The 18746-nt window shown below is 39.0% G+C and carries 19 protein-coding genes; 6 read left to right on the top strand and 13 right to left on the bottom strand.

Annotated elements, in window-relative coordinates:
- Positions 1-2: 2 nt before the first annotated feature.
- The 3 genes from MKY65_RS05400 to MKY65_RS05390 form a co-directional block, all read right to left on the bottom strand.
- A complete protein-coding gene (locus tag MKY65_RS05400; protein WP_339183015.1) occupies positions 3-1208 on the bottom strand; it encodes an Nramp family divalent metal transporter in 1206 nt (401 codons plus the stop codon).
- Positions 1209-1522: 314 nt separating this feature from the next.
- A complete protein-coding gene (locus MKY65_RS05395) occupies positions 1523-1960 on the bottom strand; it encodes a RidA family protein (protein WP_339183013.1) in 438 nt (145 codons plus the stop codon).
- Positions 1944-3170, bottom strand: a complete 1227-nt coding sequence (locus MKY65_RS05390; RefSeq protein ID WP_339183010.1) for a pyridoxal phosphate-dependent aminotransferase — start codon at positions 3168-3170, stop codon at positions 1944-1946. Before MKY65_RS05390 ends, MKY65_RS05395 begins: the two co-directional genes overlap by 17 nt.
- A gap of 160 nt (positions 3171-3330) precedes the next feature.
- On the opposite strand from MKY65_RS05390, the gene MKY65_RS05385 reads away from it, so the two are divergent.
- On the top strand, positions 3331-4287 hold the full coding sequence (locus MKY65_RS05385) for a LysR family transcriptional regulator (RefSeq protein WP_339183008.1): 957 nt from the start codon (positions 3331-3333) through the stop codon (positions 4285-4287).
- A 186-nt stretch (positions 4288-4473) separates the two neighbouring features.
- On the opposite strand, the gene MKY65_RS05380 is transcribed toward MKY65_RS05385, so the two are convergent.
- Together MKY65_RS05380 and MKY65_RS05375 are read right to left on the bottom strand one after the other, a co-directional pair.
- A complete protein-coding gene (locus MKY65_RS05380; protein ID WP_339183006.1) occupies positions 4474-5769 on the bottom strand; it encodes an aminotransferase class V-fold PLP-dependent enzyme in 1296 nt (431 codons plus the stop codon).
- 655 nt (positions 5770-6424) lie between these two features.
- On the bottom strand, positions 6425-6637 hold the full coding sequence (locus tag MKY65_RS05375) for a hypothetical protein (protein WP_339183004.1): 213 nt from the start codon (positions 6635-6637) through the stop codon (positions 6425-6427).
- Positions 6638-6699: 62 nt separating this feature from the next.
- Between MKY65_RS05375 and MKY65_RS05370 the strand changes: the two genes are divergently transcribed.
- Complete coding sequence (locus tag MKY65_RS05370; RefSeq protein WP_339183002.1) at positions 6700-7434, top strand: hypothetical protein; 735 nt, start codon at positions 6700-6702, stop codon at positions 7432-7434.
- A gap of 193 nt (positions 7435-7627) precedes the next feature.
- Here MKY65_RS05370 and typA read toward each other — a convergent pair whose 3' ends face one another.
- Positions 7628-9451, bottom strand: coding sequence for a translational GTPase TypA (gene typA / locus MKY65_RS05365; RefSeq protein WP_339183001.1), 1824 nt, complete (start codon positions 9449-9451; stop codon positions 7628-7630).
- A gap of 174 nt (positions 9452-9625) precedes the next feature.
- Here typA and MKY65_RS05360 point away from each other — a divergent pair, with 174 nt between their 5' ends.
- Entirely contained in the window at positions 9626-9766 is a 141-nt protein-coding gene (locus tag MKY65_RS05360) for a hypothetical protein (RefSeq protein ID WP_339182999.1), read from the top strand.
- Here the strand turns inward: MKY65_RS05360 and MKY65_RS05355 are convergent.
- Entirely contained in the window at positions 9763-11133 is a 1371-nt protein-coding gene (locus MKY65_RS05355; RefSeq protein WP_339182997.1) for a HAMP domain-containing sensor histidine kinase, read from the bottom strand. The two genes, MKY65_RS05360 and MKY65_RS05355, sit on opposite strands and share 4 nt — an antisense overlap.
- A gap of 2 nt (positions 11134-11135) precedes the next feature.
- Entirely contained in the window at positions 11136-11825 is a 690-nt protein-coding gene (locus MKY65_RS05350) for a response regulator transcription factor (protein WP_339182994.1), read from the bottom strand.
- A gap of 352 nt (positions 11826-12177) precedes the next feature.
- Here MKY65_RS05350 and MKY65_RS05345 point away from each other — a divergent pair, with 352 nt between their 5' ends.
- The gene (locus tag MKY65_RS05345) at positions 12178-13545 is read left to right on the top strand and encodes a trypsin-like peptidase domain-containing protein (RefSeq protein ID WP_339182992.1); all 1368 of its coding nucleotides are present in this window, start codon (positions 12178-12180) and stop codon (positions 13543-13545) included.
- Positions 13546-13792: 247 nt separating this feature from the next.
- Entirely contained in the window at positions 13793-14722 is a 930-nt protein-coding gene (locus tag MKY65_RS05340) for a zinc ribbon domain-containing protein (RefSeq protein WP_339182991.1), read from the top strand.
- A gap of 88 nt (positions 14723-14810) precedes the next feature.
- Here the strand turns inward: MKY65_RS05340 and MKY65_RS05335 are convergent, their stop codons facing one another.
- Positions 14811-15431 carry a TraR/DksA C4-type zinc finger protein gene (locus MKY65_RS05335; protein WP_339182990.1) on the bottom strand — a complete coding sequence of 207 codons (621 nt, stop codon included), beginning with the start codon at positions 15429-15431 and terminating at the stop codon, positions 14811-14813.
- A 220-nt stretch (positions 15432-15651) separates the two neighbouring features.
- On the opposite strand from MKY65_RS05335, the gene MKY65_RS05330 reads away from it, so the two are divergent.
- Positions 15652-16548: an NAD(P)-dependent oxidoreductase gene (locus tag MKY65_RS05330; RefSeq protein WP_339182989.1), complete on the top strand. Its 897-nt coding sequence runs from the start codon at positions 15652-15654 to the stop codon at positions 16546-16548.
- A 92-nt stretch (positions 16549-16640) separates the two neighbouring features.
- Here MKY65_RS05330 and MKY65_RS05325 read toward each other — a convergent pair whose 3' ends face one another.
- From MKY65_RS05325 to MKY65_RS05310, 4 genes are all read right to left on the bottom strand, one after another.
- Positions 16641-16841, bottom strand: a complete 201-nt coding sequence (locus MKY65_RS05325) for a cold-shock protein (protein ID WP_198048619.1) — start codon at positions 16839-16841, stop codon at positions 16641-16643.
- A 406-nt stretch (positions 16842-17247) separates the two neighbouring features.
- A complete protein-coding gene (locus MKY65_RS05320) occupies positions 17248-17679 on the bottom strand; it encodes a spore coat protein (protein ID WP_084612924.1) in 432 nt (143 codons plus the stop codon).
- Between the two features lie 34 nt (positions 17680-17713).
- The gene (locus tag MKY65_RS05315; protein ID WP_042532318.1) at positions 17714-18247 is read right to left on the bottom strand and encodes a spore coat protein; all 534 of its coding nucleotides are present in this window, start codon (positions 18245-18247) and stop codon (positions 17714-17716) included.
- A gap of 199 nt (positions 18248-18446) precedes the next feature.
- Positions 18447-18656 (bottom strand): hypothetical protein, encoded by a 210-nt coding sequence (locus MKY65_RS05310; protein ID WP_042532316.1) that lies wholly within the window; start codon positions 18654-18656, stop codon positions 18447-18449.
- Positions 18657-18746: the final 90 nt, after the last annotated feature.

The raw sequence follows: 18746 nt of genomic DNA, 5'->3' as shown, positions 1-18746 counted from the left end.
AGCTAACCTATTATATTAAATGATAATAAAGCCAAAAGTACTGTAATGGCAAATACAACCCAGCCTGCAATGTTTATCCATAGCTTGTTGACGTTCTCGCCCAGCATCCGGCGGTTGTTCATGACAAACAGCAAAAACAGAACGATAACAGGTAAAATTAAGCCATTTGCATATTGGGAAAACACAATAATCTCAATCGGGCTGTATCCCAATCCTGAAAAAATCACTCCGATTAAAATAATAACCATCCAAACGGCTCTGAATTTCATGGATTTTAAATTCCTGTCCCAGCCAAAAACACCTGTAATAGCATAAGCGGCTCCTAGTGGCGCTGTCATCGTTGAAGTAACACCTGCAGCAAAAATACCAATCGAGAATACATATTTTGCCCAAGAACCAAGCAGCGGTTCTAATTGAATAGCCATTTCAGCTGGATTATCAATTGTTGTGCCAAGAGGAAAAGCCATTGCAGCAGTGATTACAATCGAGGCCGTAACAATACCGACCACAATCAGCGATGTAACAATGTCAAACCGGCTTTCCCCTATCCCGCTTTTATCCTTCCACCGCTCCTGAACCGTTGCTGACTGCAAAAAAAGCGTATACGGAACAATCGTTGTACCGATTAGGGAGATCACAAGGATAATGGAGCCATCCGGAATTGCCGGTATAAATGCGCCTTCGAAAATAGCTGACAAATCAGGTTTAACCACAATTGCTGTAATTAAAAAACTGAGTACCATTAAACCAATTAATACAATGAAAACTTTTTCAAGTATTTTGTATGTGCCAAACCAGAGCAGGACTCCGGCTGAAATACCGATAATTACACCCCATGTCTGGATAGGAAAACCCGTTAAAGTCGTCAGACCGATAGCACCGCCGACGATATTGCCTGTCTCATAAGCTGCGTTGCCGACTCCAATAGCGGCAACAACTAGTATGATTGTCAACATTCTTAATAAAGGATTTTCAAACTGTTCCCTAAAGGCTGTACCCAAATCTTTTCTTGTAACAATTCCTAACCGGGTAGCCATTTCCTGTAAGACCATGGTAGCAATAACAGAGAACAGCAAAGACCAGATCAAGATAAAACCGAATTGGGCACCAACCTGACTGGCAGTTGTTATCGTTCCCGGCCCGATAATAGCAGCAGCTACAATAGCGCCGGGTCCGACATTTTTTAACCTTAATAAAATCTTTTTCATGGTAACTCCCCCATTGTTTATTTTCTTTAAACAAACTTTCAGATTTTAAAAAAGGCTGATTTTGGCAGTATTTCATCGTTAGCTTTGCTTACAATCCGAAGAAGCGTACGATGGATGACTGAAATAAGTGTAAGCAAGTCTAGTTTTGTTTTTCAACCTTTTCTGCTTCGATGTCATCCACCCGTCATCATTTCATTTAACCTCGTTAATTAAAGCGTTTTCATTTTAACTTTGAATGTAACTCGACAAAGGAGATTTCATCAAGTTAGATTCATCTTTTTAGCTTGCTCTAATTAAAAATTCCGGTATATTCTTTATAAGCTCACTCCAGCAACCAATTGAATTTCAACAGGTGCATTTCCTGGTAACGAGGATACACCAACCGCTGCCCTGCTGCCTATCCCCGCCTCGCCCAATTGTTCGGATAAATATTCGGAAGCAGCATTTGCCAGACTTGAATGAGATTGGAATGTTTCTTCTGCATTCACATAAACGGTGAGTGATAATATCTGCGTGAGCTCTTCTCCCTCCGTAAGTGCGTTTATAGCAGCAGCTAAGGCATTTGCAGCTGCTTGCCTGACTGCCGCATAATAGGTCGATACAGGCTCTGCTGCAACAACCTTTCCGCTCTGAATCAGCTCCCCATTCCTTCTTGGTGTCATCCCGGCAGTATAGATAATATTTCCAAACCGGGATGCTGGAAGGTATTTCCCCTGCGGAATCGGATTATTCCCTTCATTTGATGGCTGCATTACGATACGCCTCCACTACTTGGATAACACGTTCCATTGCTTCTACCGCCGCTTGATGATCCTGTGAAAAATTTATCCGAAAGCTGTCACCGAATTGTGGACCGAATTCCGTTCCTGGTGTTACGGTAACACCAGCCTGAAGACGAAGTGCTTTCACAAACTGATTGATTGAAATACCCAGTTCCGGAATTCTCGGGAATAAATAACTGCCCGCTTCTGTCGCTCTTACCTGAAATCCCTTAGCTGCACGTATTTTGGCGACCAGATCATCACGGATTGCCTGATGTGCTCTAATTCGGTCTTCCATCCAGCCTGCCGGCTCAGAAAACCATGTTTTCAAGACGGCCTGATTATATCCGCCAGCACGCAATGATACGATAGCCTGCAGTTTTTCCATTCGGTTAATCATTCTTGCCGAACCAAAAGCGACCCCTAACCTGTATCCGCTAAGTGATTCTGTTTTGGAAGGTCCCATGATCGTAATGACGTTTTCTCGATCAATCCGTTTCTCCGCACATAAATGGGTATACGTCCGTCCTTCAAAAATTTGCCGCGAGTAGAGCTGATCAACAATCACGGTTGCTCCATATTGTTCTGCTAAACCAGCAATCTTCTGAATTTCATCCCGGGAATAAATAACACCCGTCGGATTATTGGGATTTGAGAATAAAAAGAGTTTCACTCCTGATTGAAAAGCATCCTCCAGCTGCATTAAATCTAAACCGGCTGATGTGTCTGTTTTGTAATAATCCATCTGGACAGGAACGACTTCCCCATCAAAAAATTCAACAAGCTTCCGATTGGCAAAATAGTCCGGTTCTACAATAGCAACCTTATCTCCTCTGGCCACCGTTGATCCCATTGCGAGAAATAGCGCTCCCTGGGTTCCAGGCGTCAGGATAACATGTTGATCCGGGTCAATGCTTGTGTTCGTAAAATCAGCAAGCTTTTTAGCTAGATTCTCCCGGATATCCATCCCCCCGCGGTATTCTGTGTAGGCCTGCTTCCCTCCAAGATGAACTCCTTCCACAAAGGCATCTAAAGATCCCGGGATTGGTTGAAATGCATCTACATCCCCATGTGAAAAGTCCACCGGCCTACCGGGAATTTTCTCAAAAGGGACATCCATTTCATTCGTTTTCTGGCGCCCTTCTTGACCAGGAGCATATTCTGCACCAAGCTTTAAAAACTTTTCTTCTATCAAATCCATGATTAACCCTCTTTTCTATGATTGAAAATAGTATACCTTTACAAAATATCTGCAAATTCATTATAGTTATAATAGTATCCCATCTTAGATACGAACTCCAATACGAAATAATTTATAACAATATAGGTATTTCTCTATACATAATTTGAGGGGGAATGAAATGCTGAAAAATATGGAGTATGTATATGCAGTATATTTAAATAAGAGCTTTTCGAAAGCTGCCAGCGAATTATATATTTCCCAGCCTGCGCTCAGTGCAACAATTAAAAAAGTGGAAGAAGAGATAGGTCTTCCTATTTTCGATAGAAGCAGCAATCCCATTCAATTAACAAAGGCTGGTGAATATTATATTGAATCCATCGAGGCTATTATGAACATTGAAAAAGAAATGAGGAGCTATTTTAATCACTTAGCAGAAGATAATCAAGGTACCATCAGTGTTGGAGGCGCGTCCTTCTTTTGCACACATATCCTGCCGAAAATCGCTCAAGAATTTAAGGAAGAATATCCAGATTATAGGGTAAATCTTCTGGAAGCCAATGCGGATGATCTGATAAAATGTCTGCGCACAGGGATTGTTGATATGATGATCGATGTGGAGAAAAAGGACATTTCTAAAATGTTTGATTCCTTTGTCTGGGCGGAAGAACATATTTTGCTGGCGGTTCCTTCAAGCTATGAAATAAATAATAAGCTTCGTAACTATCAAATCACCTTTCAAAATATAGCTAATGGAAACTATTTAAGTGAACGGTATCCTAAGATAAACCTGAAAGAATTTCAGAATGAAGATTTCCTGCTATTAAAAAAAGGGAATGACCTTAACCAGCGAAGTTTAAAAATGTGTAGAAATGCCGGCTTTACACCAACTATATCCATGTACCTTGACCAGATGCTGACTTCCTATTACATTGCCAGTAATGAAAAGGGAATCGCTTTCGTTCGTGCCAGCGTCACGCATTACTTAGAAGCAACCAATAAATTATGCTTTTACAAAATTGATGATGACAACGCCCGTCAAAATATTATGCTGTATTATAAAAAAACACAGCCGCTTCCGAAAGTCGGCACAGATTTTATTTCATTTATCAAAGAGAAAAAAATCGATCATCTCTGAGCTTTAATATGCAGTAAAAAATGATTTTGCAGAACGCTGGGAAGCAAGTATTTCAGATTTACATGAAGCAGGAAAAGGAGTGACCGTTTTTCTCTTCTGCTCAGCAGAGGAAATGACGGACACTCATACTGCCATAAATAAAGAATCACTTACTTGAAAGATGAGCACCAAGCAAAAATTTAATTATTAACTTACTGTTTTAACTCTTTCCGCTATTTTTTGTGTAACACGCAGGAATGCTTCTATTTCCTCCACACTATTGCAGTGTAAAGGAGATACCCTTACAACACCGTCGAGATCAAAAGACTCTAACATTCTTTTAGAATAAATACTGGAAGCAGCACGCTCATAAACCACTATATGCTCCGCTTCATATTGCCGAACTGCCTCTTGATAATCTAAGTGATCAATTGTTATTCCGATAATCAGATCCCTCTTAGATAAATCTTCATCATCTAAATGGACGGTAACACCGGGGATATTTCTTAACCCTTTTGCTTTATCTGTCCCATGAAGTATCGCTTCCAGCAATGCTCTTTCATGTAAAGCAATCCGTGTCATTCCTTCCTCATACAGCCTTCTTCTATCCTGTTCCTCCGAAAATTTACTCCCTATCCAGCAGACATAATCGACAATTTCACTAAGAGAAGCAAAATGACCCGGTGTAGAACTTCCCAGCTGCAGATCACTGTCATCCTTTCCAGCTAAACGTTGATGTGGAAGTGCTGCTGCCCTTTGGGAAATATATGCAAAACCGCTTCCTCTTACCCCGAAAAATTTATATGGCGCAATGTTAATCGCATCTACAGGCGTTTTCTCGATATCAATGATACCGTGTGGAGAATGCTGGACAGCATCAACGATAATGTATAAATCCGGCTTGATTTTCCTGGCTTCCTTTACAATCGTTTCAATATCTAAAATCGTACCTGAAATATTTGAAGCATAAATCACGCTTAAAAAGCTTGTGTTCTCATCAATCAGTCTGGTGATTTCCGCAACATCCACACCTCCAGTTACCCGGTTTGTTTTAGCTACACGAAATTCTTTTCCCAGCTTATTTGCATAAAACTTGGCAGCATCATAAGCGGACGGATGCTCTAATTCCGTTGTCACAATATTGCTTCCCTCTATATTTTCGGCAATAACTCCTGTTGCTGCAAACATTGCTTGAGACGCAGTAAAGTAAGTGGCAATACTTCCCTGCTTTGCATTAAATATCGTTCTGGCATCTTCTATGCCTCGCTGCTCCACTTCGAATAAAAATTTAGCTGTGTCATGATTGCGCAAAGGGTGGTCAGGCATCAAGTCGTACTGAGCAAATTTCTGATTGGCACTTTTTAACCGAAAAGAACCGCCGGCATTGTCTAAAAACACCCGTTTTTTCTGTGTTAATGGATCCATATCGATATAGGCGAACCTGTCTCTAATTTCTTCTAATAATTCATTGCTAAATAATCTGCCATTCGTTAATCCTGCCATTTTATCCCTCCAATAATTTTTAGTGATGATACAAGCCTGCTCCAAATGAAATCTTTCGATACAAATCAGGAAGAATTTAACTTATAGAATATGCTATCAGCTGTTTCTCTTTAATTTACATATTTTTTCTATAATTATAATAGTAGTACTTCTTATACGTTTACTCCAATACAAAATAAATTATAATCATATATATTTTCTTCTATGCTGACTGACTATTTAGTTGGCATAAAAATAAACTGACCCTATAAAAAAACAAGGATGAAGAGAGATCAATATTATTAAAGAAATGTACCATAATGGATATTGTTTGAATATTATCGCTGAAAAAGTTGGTGAAAACGCTTTAGGTATTTGAGTTAAAATGGAAAGGCTGGGAAATCGATTTGAAAATGGCACGTCAGTCAAGGAGCAAAATCTTAACAATAAATGTAGAAAGAAAATATAAAACACACGATACTATTGGAATGTGTATTCCCAGTAGTATCATGCGTGAAAAAGAAAAAATCAGTAGAAAAACATTTGAAATTTACATTCAATTATTTCAAACCAAAAATAAGAAAATCATCAAAAAAGTTTGACTTTTTAGAAATTTATTTATATCATTAGATAAGGATAAATTTATTAAATACTCCTAACATCATGAAGTTCTCCATTAATTAGTTTTTACTTTAATAAAGAAATTTATAATTCCGAATAAAATAAAAGCTATTGGGATTAAATACATTGAAAAACTTATTGGAGGACTAGAAACCTCTTCTCCCTCAACGAAGAAAGTAACACCAAACATCATTCCAACTAAAGACACCATTTGAATAACAAAAATTAATATTAAGCCTATTGCAATAGAACTAATGGATTTACTCATTAAAACCACACCTTTCTATTTTTAATAATCATACCATTTTAAATTTAGGAGGTCTATATAGCATGAGGAAAATTTCCGTATTAATGTCAATAATAGGTTTATTGCTTTTAGTTAGCGCAACTTTTGGGCTTTCCAAAGCTTATGCCCAAAATGCGGAAGAAATTCTTGATTTCGAAACACCTGAAGAATTTACTGATTTTTCTCCATCTCACCAAGACGAGGCTATAGAAGAGGAAGTATATGAACCAACTGAAGAGGATTTAACAGACCTCACGCAGGAAGAAGCAGTAGAATTAGATGAAGATGACTATATCGAGTATCAAATGCAAACTGGGAACTACACGGTTGAAGATGACGGAACTGTCGTAATTCCTGATGAGCGGGATCAAGGCGTAGGTCCGCAATGCGTGGCTTGTGCAAACGGGAAATGGAAACTCAAAGTAACTGCTGGTCCTACTACTGTATATGGAGCTTGGAAGTCAATAGCGTCAGGATGGGGCCCAGGCTCCCTAAGCAAGACGGTAACTGAAACAAGAACAAATTCATATACAGGAACGCTTTCAGCTAGTAAAAGCGCTGTAAATACCGCAGTAGGTTTTAACATCAGTAAAAGCTCTACAAAATCTGTAACTTATTCAGGAACAATTAAATCAGGAAAACAGGGATTTTTACAGACAAGACCAGCTTATAAAAAGTATACCGTTAGGCAGCAATACGTGAAATTTGGAAAAGTGCAACAAACAAGATATGTTTATCCTCGTAAATTTTGGCTAACTGATCATCGCATTGGATATTAGTTAATCTTTAAAAAAGGTGTGGTATCTTTTTTAATTAGAATAGAAGTTTAAAAAACTGTTACACAATTTATTATTCAGTGGTTCATTTTTACTTATATCTTCTCAACAAAAATTACAAAAAAAGCCGGTTCAATTCTTACTATTTCTAGTAAAAATCGAACCGGCTTTTCTGTCAGCTTATGCTTCCACTTCATTACTTACTTTTTTTCGCTGCTTTTTCACGTTCGTTTTTATTTAAGATTTTTTTACGAAGACGGATTGTTTCTGGTGTTACTTCACAATACTCATCCTCACTTAAATATTGCAGGGCTTCTTCCAGAGACATATCTCTTGTCTTACGGATAGTGGATGTCTGGTCTTTTGTAGCTGAACGCACGTTAGTTAAGTGCTTTTCTTTTGTGATATTAACCGTTAAGTCATTCTCACGATTATGCTCTCCGACAATCATCCCTTCATAAACTTCTGTTCCAGGAGTAATAAAGATAACTCCGCGATCCTCCAAGTTCATGATTCCATAGGTAGATGCTTTCCCTTTTTCCAGTGCAACTAGCACACCTTCACGGCGGCCGCCGACCTGTCCTTTAATAACAGGCTCATATGCCTCAAAGGTATGGTTAATAATACCATAACCGCGCGTTTGCGACATAAATTCTGTTGTATATCCTAAAAGACCGCGGGATGGCACTTTAAACTCAATACGAACTTGTCCGTTTCCTTGGTTAGCCATATCAAGCATTTCGCCTTTACGTTCTCCTAAAGATTCCATAATTGCTCCTGTGTGTTCTTCTGGAACATCTACTTGCACACGCTCCATCGGTTCACATTTTACACCGTCAATATCTTTGATGATTACTTCCGGCTTGGATAATTGAAGCTCATAGCCTTCGCGGCGCATGTTCTCAATAAGAATAGACAAATGCAGCTCTCCGCGTCCGGAAACAGTCCAGGCATCTGGTGAACTGGTCGGCTCCACACGTAAGCTTACATCGGTTTCTAATTCTTTTAATAAACGCTCTTCAATACGTCGGGACGTAATATACTTCCCTTCTTTTCCGGCAAATGGACTGTTGTTTACAACAAATGTCATCTGCAGGGTCGGTTCGTCAATACGCAGCCATGGAAGCGGATCAGGATGCTCAGCCGGACATACCGTTTCACCGACATTCAAGTCTTCCATTCCAGCCAGAGCTACGATGTCACCAGAAACAGCTTCTTGAATTTCAACCCGTTTTAAACCAATGAAACCAAATAATTTGGAAACACGGAAGGATTTTTGTGATCCATCTTCTTTTAATACAACAACCTGCTGTCCTACCTTGATAGAACCGCGGACCACACGTCCAACTCCGATTCGGCCGACATAATCATTATAATCCAGTAAAGTTACTTGAAACTGTAACGGATCTTCTCTTGTATCGGCTGGAGCCGGAATATGCTCCATAATGGTATTAAAGACTGGATCCATTGTTTCCTGCTGATCTTCCGGCTCTAATCCGGAGGTTCCATTTAACGCAGATGCATAAACAACAGGGAATTCTAATTGGTTATCGTCCGCTCCTAATTCAATAAATAAATCTAATACTTCGTCAACGACCTCTGCCGGTCTGGCATTTGGACGGTCAACTTTATTTAATACCACAATTGGTGTCAGTTTTTGTTCTAAAGCTTTCTTTAATACGAAACGTGTTTGCGGCATGGTTCCTTCGTAGGCGTCCACGACTAAGGCAACACCATCAACCATTTTCATAATACGTTCCACTTCACCGCCAAAGTCGGCGTGACCTGGTGTATCAAGAATATTAATTGTCGAATCTTTATATTTTACAGCTGTATTTTTCGCTAAGATTGTAATCCCGCGTTCACGTTCTATATCTCCAGAGTCCATCGCACGTTCATCTACGTGCTCGTTTTCCCGAAAAGTCCCAGAATATCTTAATAGCTGATCCACTAACGTTGTTTTCCCGTGGTCAACGTGTGCAATAATTGCGATATTACGAATATCATTTCTTAATTGCATAAATAGTACGCTCCTCTAACATATCGAATGTAAAACCAATTTATTATATCATATAATGAGGAAATTTGTAAAATTGTTTTTCTTTCCTTTAGGATGTGTTTATCTCTTACGAATTATTACAGCAAGATATTCTATGTTATACTTTTAGCAACAAATCATAAAGGATGGGTTTTTATGTGGATAGACATACTGATCCCAGAAGCTACTGCAGCAATTGTTTCTTTTATCATGTTTCTTTTCAGTAAAAACTCAGAGAAAAAAGACCTCTTCCCCGCCCAACCAGGCAAAGAAAGAAGTCTTTTTGTCATTCACTAAGATTTTAATTTTTTATTCCCTTTTGGCTTATTGGAAACAGGCAGGCACATGGTAAATTTCGCTCCGCCTAATTTTTTCGACTGCCCGGCATAAATCTTCCCGTTTGACTGTTCAATAATTGCACGTGCAATCGCCAGTCCCAGTCCCGTTTCTCCGCCTTTTCCTTTGATAAACCGGTGGAATATTTTATCCATATCTTCCTCAGAGATTCCTTTTCCATCATCCTCTATATCAAAGAAAATCATGTTCTTTTTCTTATATACATGGATAGATATCTCTTTATTGGCATACCTGATTGCATTAAATACCACATTGGAAACAGCTCGCAGGAGCTTTTCTTCATCTGCATGTATCGTTATGGATCCGTCCACCTTCTGATGAAGGTCCAGTTTATTTTCATTGACGATTGGCAATGCTTTACTGACAATGCCATCCACAAAAGCCTGCACATCGATTTCTGTTTCCTCATATACATCCGGCTGTGAGTCTAATTTGGCAAGTAAAATCATTTCATTGATAATTTTCTTGAGCCTGTTTACTTCTGTCACCATAACATCCAGCCCTTTTTCGGTATCTTTTTCATCAAAAATACCGTCGCGGATGCCTTCTGCGTAGCCCTGGATTGTCATCAATGGCGTTTTCAGCTCATGGCTTGCATTTTGAAAGAAGGTTTGCTGCGATTTCATGTATTGCTCCAATGTCTGTGACATCTCGTAAACACTCTGCTCCACTTCTTTTATCTCTCCGCTGGCCCGGATTCGCTTCATTTGATCAAATTGGCGGTTTTCCACCTTTTTCAATTCTTTCTTCAGCAAGGATAATGGTGTTACCAATTTATTGGTCATATAATAGCTTAAAATGACTGCCGCCAGGGCTCCAATTAAAAATACCCATGCTAAGCGGAAGAAAAAGTTTTGCTGTACAGCTCGCAAGTCATTGATAGGTGTTAATAAAATCAATTCCATTCCAGACTGCTCCGGAGAGAAAATGATTCGCTGCGTTACAAAGCGGTCATTTCCATGCTGCCATAACGTTTCATCATTATCTTCAAAATTATTTTCATCAAAAAACTCATTTACAACCCCAATAGACATGGTCGAAAATAACACCGTATCTAAATTCCGGTCATATAAGAAAAGCTGTAATTCCTGATCCTTTAGAAAGTCATCAATATTCCGATACTCGCTTGCATCATCATACTGTTCCGATAGAAAACTGATAAGTAATTCTCCTGTTTCTGCAAGCTGACGCTGTTCATCCTGGATGAGCACGTCCAAAACCAGCGAGTAAATAACCAAGCCCGCAGTGGTCATAATAACAAGCAGCAGTGCTGTAAAAGCAGCATTTAGTTGCGATTGTAATTTCATTGTTATGCTTCCTCATCTTTTCTCAAGCGATAGCCGAATCCCCACACTGTCTCGAGCGGAATATGCTCCATTTTTTTGCGAATCCGTTTCATTAAATCATCTACCGCACGGTCACTTCCGAAATAATCATCGCCCCATACCTTTACCAGCAATTCTTCACGGGAAAAAGCACGGTTGGGATTCTCTGCTAAGAGGAGCAGCATATCATATTCTTTTGCAGTTGTTTCATATTCGATTCCTTCAAAGAATACTCTGCGCTCATTTTTATATACAAGGAGCTGATCTACTTTCACCCGATCATCCGCTTCTTTATAATCCAGAGACTTTGGCTGCACCCGTTTGAACAGCCTTTTCATACGGGCAATCAGCTCTCTCGGGCTGAATGGCTTTGTTAAGTAATCATCGCTGCCCAGCTCCAGGCCTAGAATTTTATCGATTTCCTCATCTTTCGCTGAAATAATAATAATGGGGACATCACTTTCATTACGAATTTTCCTGCAAAATTCATAACCGTCCATCCCCGGGAGCATAATATCTAATACCCACATATCCGGCGGATTATTTTCCCATAATGTCCAGCCGTCCTCCGCATTGTCCAGTACGGTTATTTGGTACCCCTCTTTTTTCAAGTATGCAACGACAATATCTTGTATGTTTTTATCATCTTCTACTAAACCAATATGATATGACATGTATTTTCCACCTCTTTCACCCTGCACTCAATTGTAGTTTATCATCTAGAGATATAAAAAGACACTGCTCCAGTGAGTTCTAATAATACCGACAAGCTCTCTAGCGCTATCGATATTTTTCTTGAATTTTCATGTTTATTATAAAAAATCAAGCGGGTAATTCTAATATAGGAAGGTTGAATAAATCCCTTATTTTACAATTTTCCATTCTATACTATTTATTTTCACATGAACACCCCGCTTCTGACAAACGGGATTTAAGATTACACAGTTTTTACACAATTATACCAAAGGATTTCCCATGGTCGGCACTATAATAAAATTAAATCAAATAACTTGGAGGTGCTTTACAATGAGTAACAACGATTATGAAAATGAAAGTAATGAAAATGTATCGGGTGACCTTGAAAAGAATAATGAGCCTTTGGCTGATGAAGCATCGACAATTGATAATAATAGATCAGAGCAAAATAGAACAACCGATGAACAGCAGCAAACATATGTCGCTTCATCAGAAACAAAGCCGCCAAAGCAAAAAAAATCGAAAGGCTGGTTCAGCGGTTTTTTTAGCGGAGCAATTGGAGGGGTTATCTCCTCCGTACTTGTTGTCCTGCTCTTAGGAAATCAATTGCTGCCGGCTTCTGAGGGCATAATGGATTCCTCTGGAGGAGAAACTGCATCATCCAACGCCTCTTCAGAGTCTATTATTCCTACCATAGCTTCTGATGATGCAGATGTTTCTGCTGATATTTCGGAAGTTTCCCAAGCTGTTGTCGGCGTTATTAATATGCAGCAGCAAAATTTATGGGAGGACAGCCAAGAAGCTGGTACTGGTTCAGGAATCATCTATAAAAAAGAGGATGGAAAAGCGTATGTTATCACAAATAATCATGTTGTAGAAGGCGCAGAACAGCTTCAAGTAGCTTTGGATGAAGAACACCAGGTAGATGCAACAGTACTTGGAACAGATGCATTAACAGACTTAGCTGTGCTTGAAATTGATGGAGAGCATGTTGATACAGTTGCAAATTTAGGATCGAGTGAAGATATCGAAGTAGGAGAAACGGTTATGGCAATTGGTAACCCGCTTGGGATGGACTTTAATAACAGTGTAACAAGAGGTATCATCAGCGGATTAAATCGTAATGTGGAAGTAGATACAAACGGAGACGGCGCTCCGGATTGGGTAACAGAAGTACTGCAAACAGATGCAGCGATCAATCCTGGTAACAGCGGCGGCGCATTAGTTAACGCAGACGGTGATGTGATTGGCATCAACTCCATGAAAATTGCTCAAAGCCAAGTAGAAGGCATCGGATTTGCCATTCCTATTGACGAAGCACTTCCAGTTGTTGAAAAACTGGAAACAGACGGCGAAGTTTCCCGTCCATTAATCGGTATTTCTACAGCGCCATTAAGCCAGGTTCCGCCTCAATACCAGCAAGAAATCGAGCTTCCTGAAGATGTAGATGGCGGCATGGTTATTGCAAATGTCCAATCTGGTTCACCAGCAGACAATGCGAACCTGCAACAATTTGATGTCATTACAAAAATAAATGGGAATCCGGTCACTTCCATTATCGAGCTTCGCAAAGAGCTTTTTGATCAAGGGCAGGCTGGAGAACATGTAGAAATCGAATTTGCACGTGATGGAGAACTGCATTCCATTACATTAAAAATGGATGAATTAAAAGCAAACCAACCGGAAGCAAATCAATAAACAGCATAAAGGAACACTTTCTTCAACGAGGAGTGCTCTCACTGAATGCAAGTATAAGAATTACCAAGCTATCTATGGCAATAGAAAAGCAGACTGTTGAATTTCAGCAGCCTGCTTTTTCTATATACATAAGGAAATAATAGGAGGATAAACCTATTTTCCCCTACCGATTCCCGGAAAAATCGTATATAATTAACTTTCAAAGCAGGATTTATCCTGCTGAATTATTGGAAAAGGAAGTGATTTTTTGATTTGCCCAGCATGTAATCAGGAAACGGAGGAAGGAAAATTTTGTACCAAATGTGGTTCACCGCTGCATCCACAGGAAAATGCAGCAGCAGAGGATTCATCAAAAGAATATAATCCAGAGGTACATACAGAGACATCGCAACAGGAAAATGCATCCACTGCAGAAACGTCACAGCAATTCAATGCAACACTTGAAAAAGTAAAAACAGGTTCAAATCAATATTGGAGTTATTTTATTACCCGGGTTAAAAATCCGAATGTCGCTTTTAGGGATAATGAACAGCACTTGATTAATTCGATTGTTACAGCAATTATCCTTACGCTGGCTGCCACTTTATTCTGTTATGGATTAATTAACTCTTTATTTAATGACGCGATGGCTGCAGCATCTTTTAGTGACGATTCCTTAAGTAATTATCTGCCTATTTTTTCTACTATTTTGAAAGGGATGCTTATTTTTATTATTCTTTTCTTTACTGGACTAATTGCAAATTTTATTACGTTTAAATTGGCAAAGCATCCCATGTCTTTTACAAAACAATTCACCCGTTTTACTGGAACACTTGTACCATTCACTGGATTTTTTGTTGTAATAGCTCTATTATCCCTGCTTGGAATCGCTAAAATCAATGTTATGGAACTTGGTTTGTGGATGCTTCAACTAGAAGGGGGATCATCCGGTAATTTTCCATGGGGGCTGGCTTTTGGAATGTTCATTGTTACTGTTCTGTTTACTTTTGTAATTTACATTAATCCAGTTATTCATATGTTATATGCGCTTATCCAAGAAAAAAACAAGCAAAGCTTTTATTTCACCGTCATATCATTAGCAATTACCATCGCTATCATTACAATACTGCAGCACTTTTTTATTTTAGATATCTTAGTAAGCATATTGGAATCCATTGAGTATATGGGTGTATTTTAATAAATATCCAGATGTAAACATGCAGTCTCAAAAATCCGGACAAATTGACTTTCAGAAGCAAGGTCACGTCCGGATTTTATTTTATGAATTACTCTTCTTCGCTATCCAATTCATCCTCATACGCCTCATGATTAGGCATCACGCCTGTATACTTTCCTTCCATATCTGCTGCCAAAAAGTCTTCCACTTCTATATCATCAGAGCTTTCTTCCCCGTCTTCCGGCACCCCTGCACCGTCATGATAATCCGGAGTATAGCTGGAGGTTCCGTACTGCTGAACATCCTCCCAGCTGTTTTCTCCACCATCTTCTCTTACTTTAAATACTTCTTTTGGCGGTGTCTCTCCATGAAATGTCCGCTGTTTTTCATGTTCGGCGCAGCAATCTGCAGTCGGTAATGCCTCCAAACGCTCTGGCTCAATATTTTCGCCGCACACCTTGCAAATTCCATACGTTCCTTCTTCCATCGCGTGAATGGAATTATTTATCTCCTCTAATTCTGATTCCGCATGTCGCTGCAGAGCGCTGTCTTTTTCTCTTTCAAAAAGCTCTGTTCCTGTATCAGCAGGATGATTATCATAATTGGATAATTCACCTAACACCTCTTGGCTAAATTCATATTTCATTTCTGTTTTTTGATTTATTCGTTCAATTAACTCCTCTTGTCTCGCAAGCAGCCGCTGTTTTAGCCGAACCGTATCTACTCTCATCGTTATCCTCCCCTTCTATCTATATTTATTTAGGAATGAAGTTTCGTTTTATACTATATGTAAATGGGAAAATTCGATGCAAGGCAATCGTTGCCAAGTATATTTCAATGAGTGAAAAGGATTTATTGGAAATTCTGCTGTTTTTTCTTAATAATTATTTGCGTTTTTCGAATTTTCATGACAAGATTTAGTTACAACATTTATACAAAGGAGAGAGACAATGATAACGGCATCAACGGCTACTATCGGTTTTATTGGTTTAGGTGTAATGGGGAAAAGCATGGTAAAAAATCTAATGGAAGCAGGCTACAAGCTTAATGTTTACACAAGAACAAAATCAAAGGCAGAAGAGTTACTGGAGCTTGGAGCTGCCTGGCATGATACACAAGCCAGCTTGGCAAAAGCAAGTGATGTCATTATTACAATGGTTGGGTATCCGGAAGACGTGGAAAAAGTGTATTTTGGAGAAGAAGGTATTTTAAACCATGCAAAAAAAGGGGCTTATGTCATTGATATGACGACATCTAAGCCAAGCTTAGCAATTGAAATTTATGAAGAAGCAAAAAAAGCAGGATTGACGGCTTTAGATGCACCTGTGTCCGGAGGGGATATCGGCGCAAAGAATGGTACATTGGCTATTATGACCGGCGGAGATAAAGAAGCGTATGATGAAATTGCGCCTATCTTCCGTGTCCTCGGAGAAAGAATTACCTTACTTGGCCCTGCAGGAGCTGGACAGCATACGAAAATGGCAAATCAAATTGCGATTGCGACCAATATGATTGGGGTCAGTGAATCCATTATCTATGCAAAAAAAGCTGGGCTGGATGCGGAGGAAGTGCTCGCCACCATTTCTACCGGAGCTGCGGCCAGCTTCTCCTTATCCAACTTAGGTAAGAGAATGCTCGAACGGGATTATGAGCCGGGTTTCTATGTGAAACATTTTATCAAAGACATGGAAATAGCGTTAGAATCTGCTCATAACATGGGAATGCCGGCGCCTGGACTGGAATTGGCATTAAAGCTTTATAAAGAATTAGCTGACATGGGCGAAGCTGACAGCGGCACCCAAGCATTGATTAAATTGCTTGCATATGAGGCGGAAATGACACTATAGTAAAACCTTTTTCACCAGAAAAAACCCCGAATGTTTCTAGAAAACATTCGGGGTTTTTTAGCTGGCTTATCCAGTGTTTTATATCATTCGAATTAAAGACGAACAACGTTTGCAGCTTGTGGGCCACGGTTGCCTTCTACGATTTCGAATTCAACATCTTGACCTTCTTCAAGAGTTTTGAATCCTTCAGCTTGAATTGCAGAGAAATGTACAAATACGTCATCTCCGTCTTCACGCTCGATGAAACCAAAACCTTTTTCTGCATTAAACCATTTTACTTTACCAGTCATTATCATGACCTCCTTATACAAGATATGCAAAGTCATTGAAACTTAAATACTTTTACACCGTCTTGGAAAAGAGATCGTAAAGTATTCTTGTAACTCCAATTACCTTTTGCAAGTATTATTTTAACCCCTTTCATAAAAAAATGCAAGTGAATATCGATGACGTTTATTAGACAAAATTCGATGTTTTTCAATGGAAAAAGCGTTTTCATATGACAACAGCGTTCCACACTATAAAATCCATTAATTTTTAAAATTACTAAAAATAGGAATTATGCATAGTTTTCTCCTATGAAAAGTATAAAATACAGCAGATTGTATATCTATTTTTAAATGAATAGAGCTCCCTTTAACAGTTTTATAAAGGGAGCTCCGGTAAAAAACGTACCGTTATTTTTTGCAATTAATGTTCTTATAAAATATCCAGACTTACTACAATTGCCAGCAGCAGCTGAATCAATAACTGAATATTAATGGCAATATCAATATCGGTAGTGGTGATATTTACATTTTTCGATTTTTCAACAATGGTTTTTTGACGGTTGCTTTGTTTCGTTTTCATCACTTGTTCTAAATCCTGGAAAACAGCCTTTGCCTTGTCTGAATCAGCCAATGTAATGCTGAGCACCACAGCAATAGCTACTTCAATCCCTACCTGTAAACTGATTGCTGCTTGCGTATCTGTCGTTGTTACCGTAACTCCCTCAGAGTCTTTAATGATAATCCATTCCTCAGAGGATTGCTTCGTTATATTCTTTTGTTTGGCTGCTTCCTCTACTTCTGCCTGATTGTTTCGTTCGTCATCACAATAATCTAGGGCTCTCCACTCTTTTTTGTGCATCATGTTCGTCTACACTCCTTTCTATACCAAATTTGGATTACAGAATATCAATCATGATTACCAAAGCAATGAGGATTTGTAAAAGCAGCTGAATATTTACAGAAATATCTGTGTCGGTTGTTGTCACAGTTGCATCTTTTGTATTATAGATAAAGATTTTTTGTTTATTTACCTGGCTGGCACTGATTGTTTGCATTAATTCTTGTTCTACCGCTTCCTCATCTCCAGAATCAGCAATGGATAAACGGATAACAATGGAAATAGCTAATTGCAGTGCTGCTTGTAAGGATGCGCCGATTTGCGTATCTGTTGAATTCACATTGATATTACAGGATTCTTTAACCCAGATAACCTCTGCAGATTCTTGCTCCATATACGAAAATTCATCTGCTGTTTGAACAACACTTGCCTCGCCAAAATTCGGGCTGAAGGAATTATCATAATAAGCCGGTGCGTATTGATTATCTTTTGTGTCACAGGCATTTTCTTCAGGTTGACATGCATAATCGTTTCCATATAAGTCATCGTGGAAACGGTTGGTCCCTTCTGTTTTACTTCTGTAGACAGACATCGATTAACACTCCTTTCTTAAAGTTCTAAATTAATTTATGGTATTGATAACTATACTTCCTGTACACCAGCACAAAGAACACGGAAAATAACAAAATCACCTAGTCCAATTTTTAGGGAATATGCAATGCTGCTGTTTTTGGAAAGCAGCACAAAAAATGTGAAGAAATCATACATTTCCTTCACATTTTAGATAGAAACTATTCTGCTTTAGACTCATTCTTCTTTTCTTGAAACTCCTCTACCTGTGCTTTTAAATCCGTCACCATTTCTTTTAACATTTCACGCTGTTTTTCAGAAAGGTTATTTTTCACTTCTTCTGGTTTAATCCCGTTCTTACGGAAAATACTGTCTACCATTACCTCAACCACTTTATTGGACATCATTGGGTCTTTAGATGATTCGCTCATTATTTCATCTCCTTCCTTCATAGATACTCCATCTTATGGAGAAAAAGTTCAGATTGACTATGCTCACGTCTACAGCGGGATAAATAATGA

The sequence above is a fragment of the Oceanobacillus sp. FSL W7-1293 genome (assembly GCF_037969815.1).
GTDB lineage: Bacteria > Bacillota > Bacilli > Bacillales > Amphibacillaceae > Oceanobacillus > Oceanobacillus oncorhynchi.
Note: the sequence above shows the minus strand (reverse complement) of the source record. Positions and strands in the feature narration are given on the sequence as shown.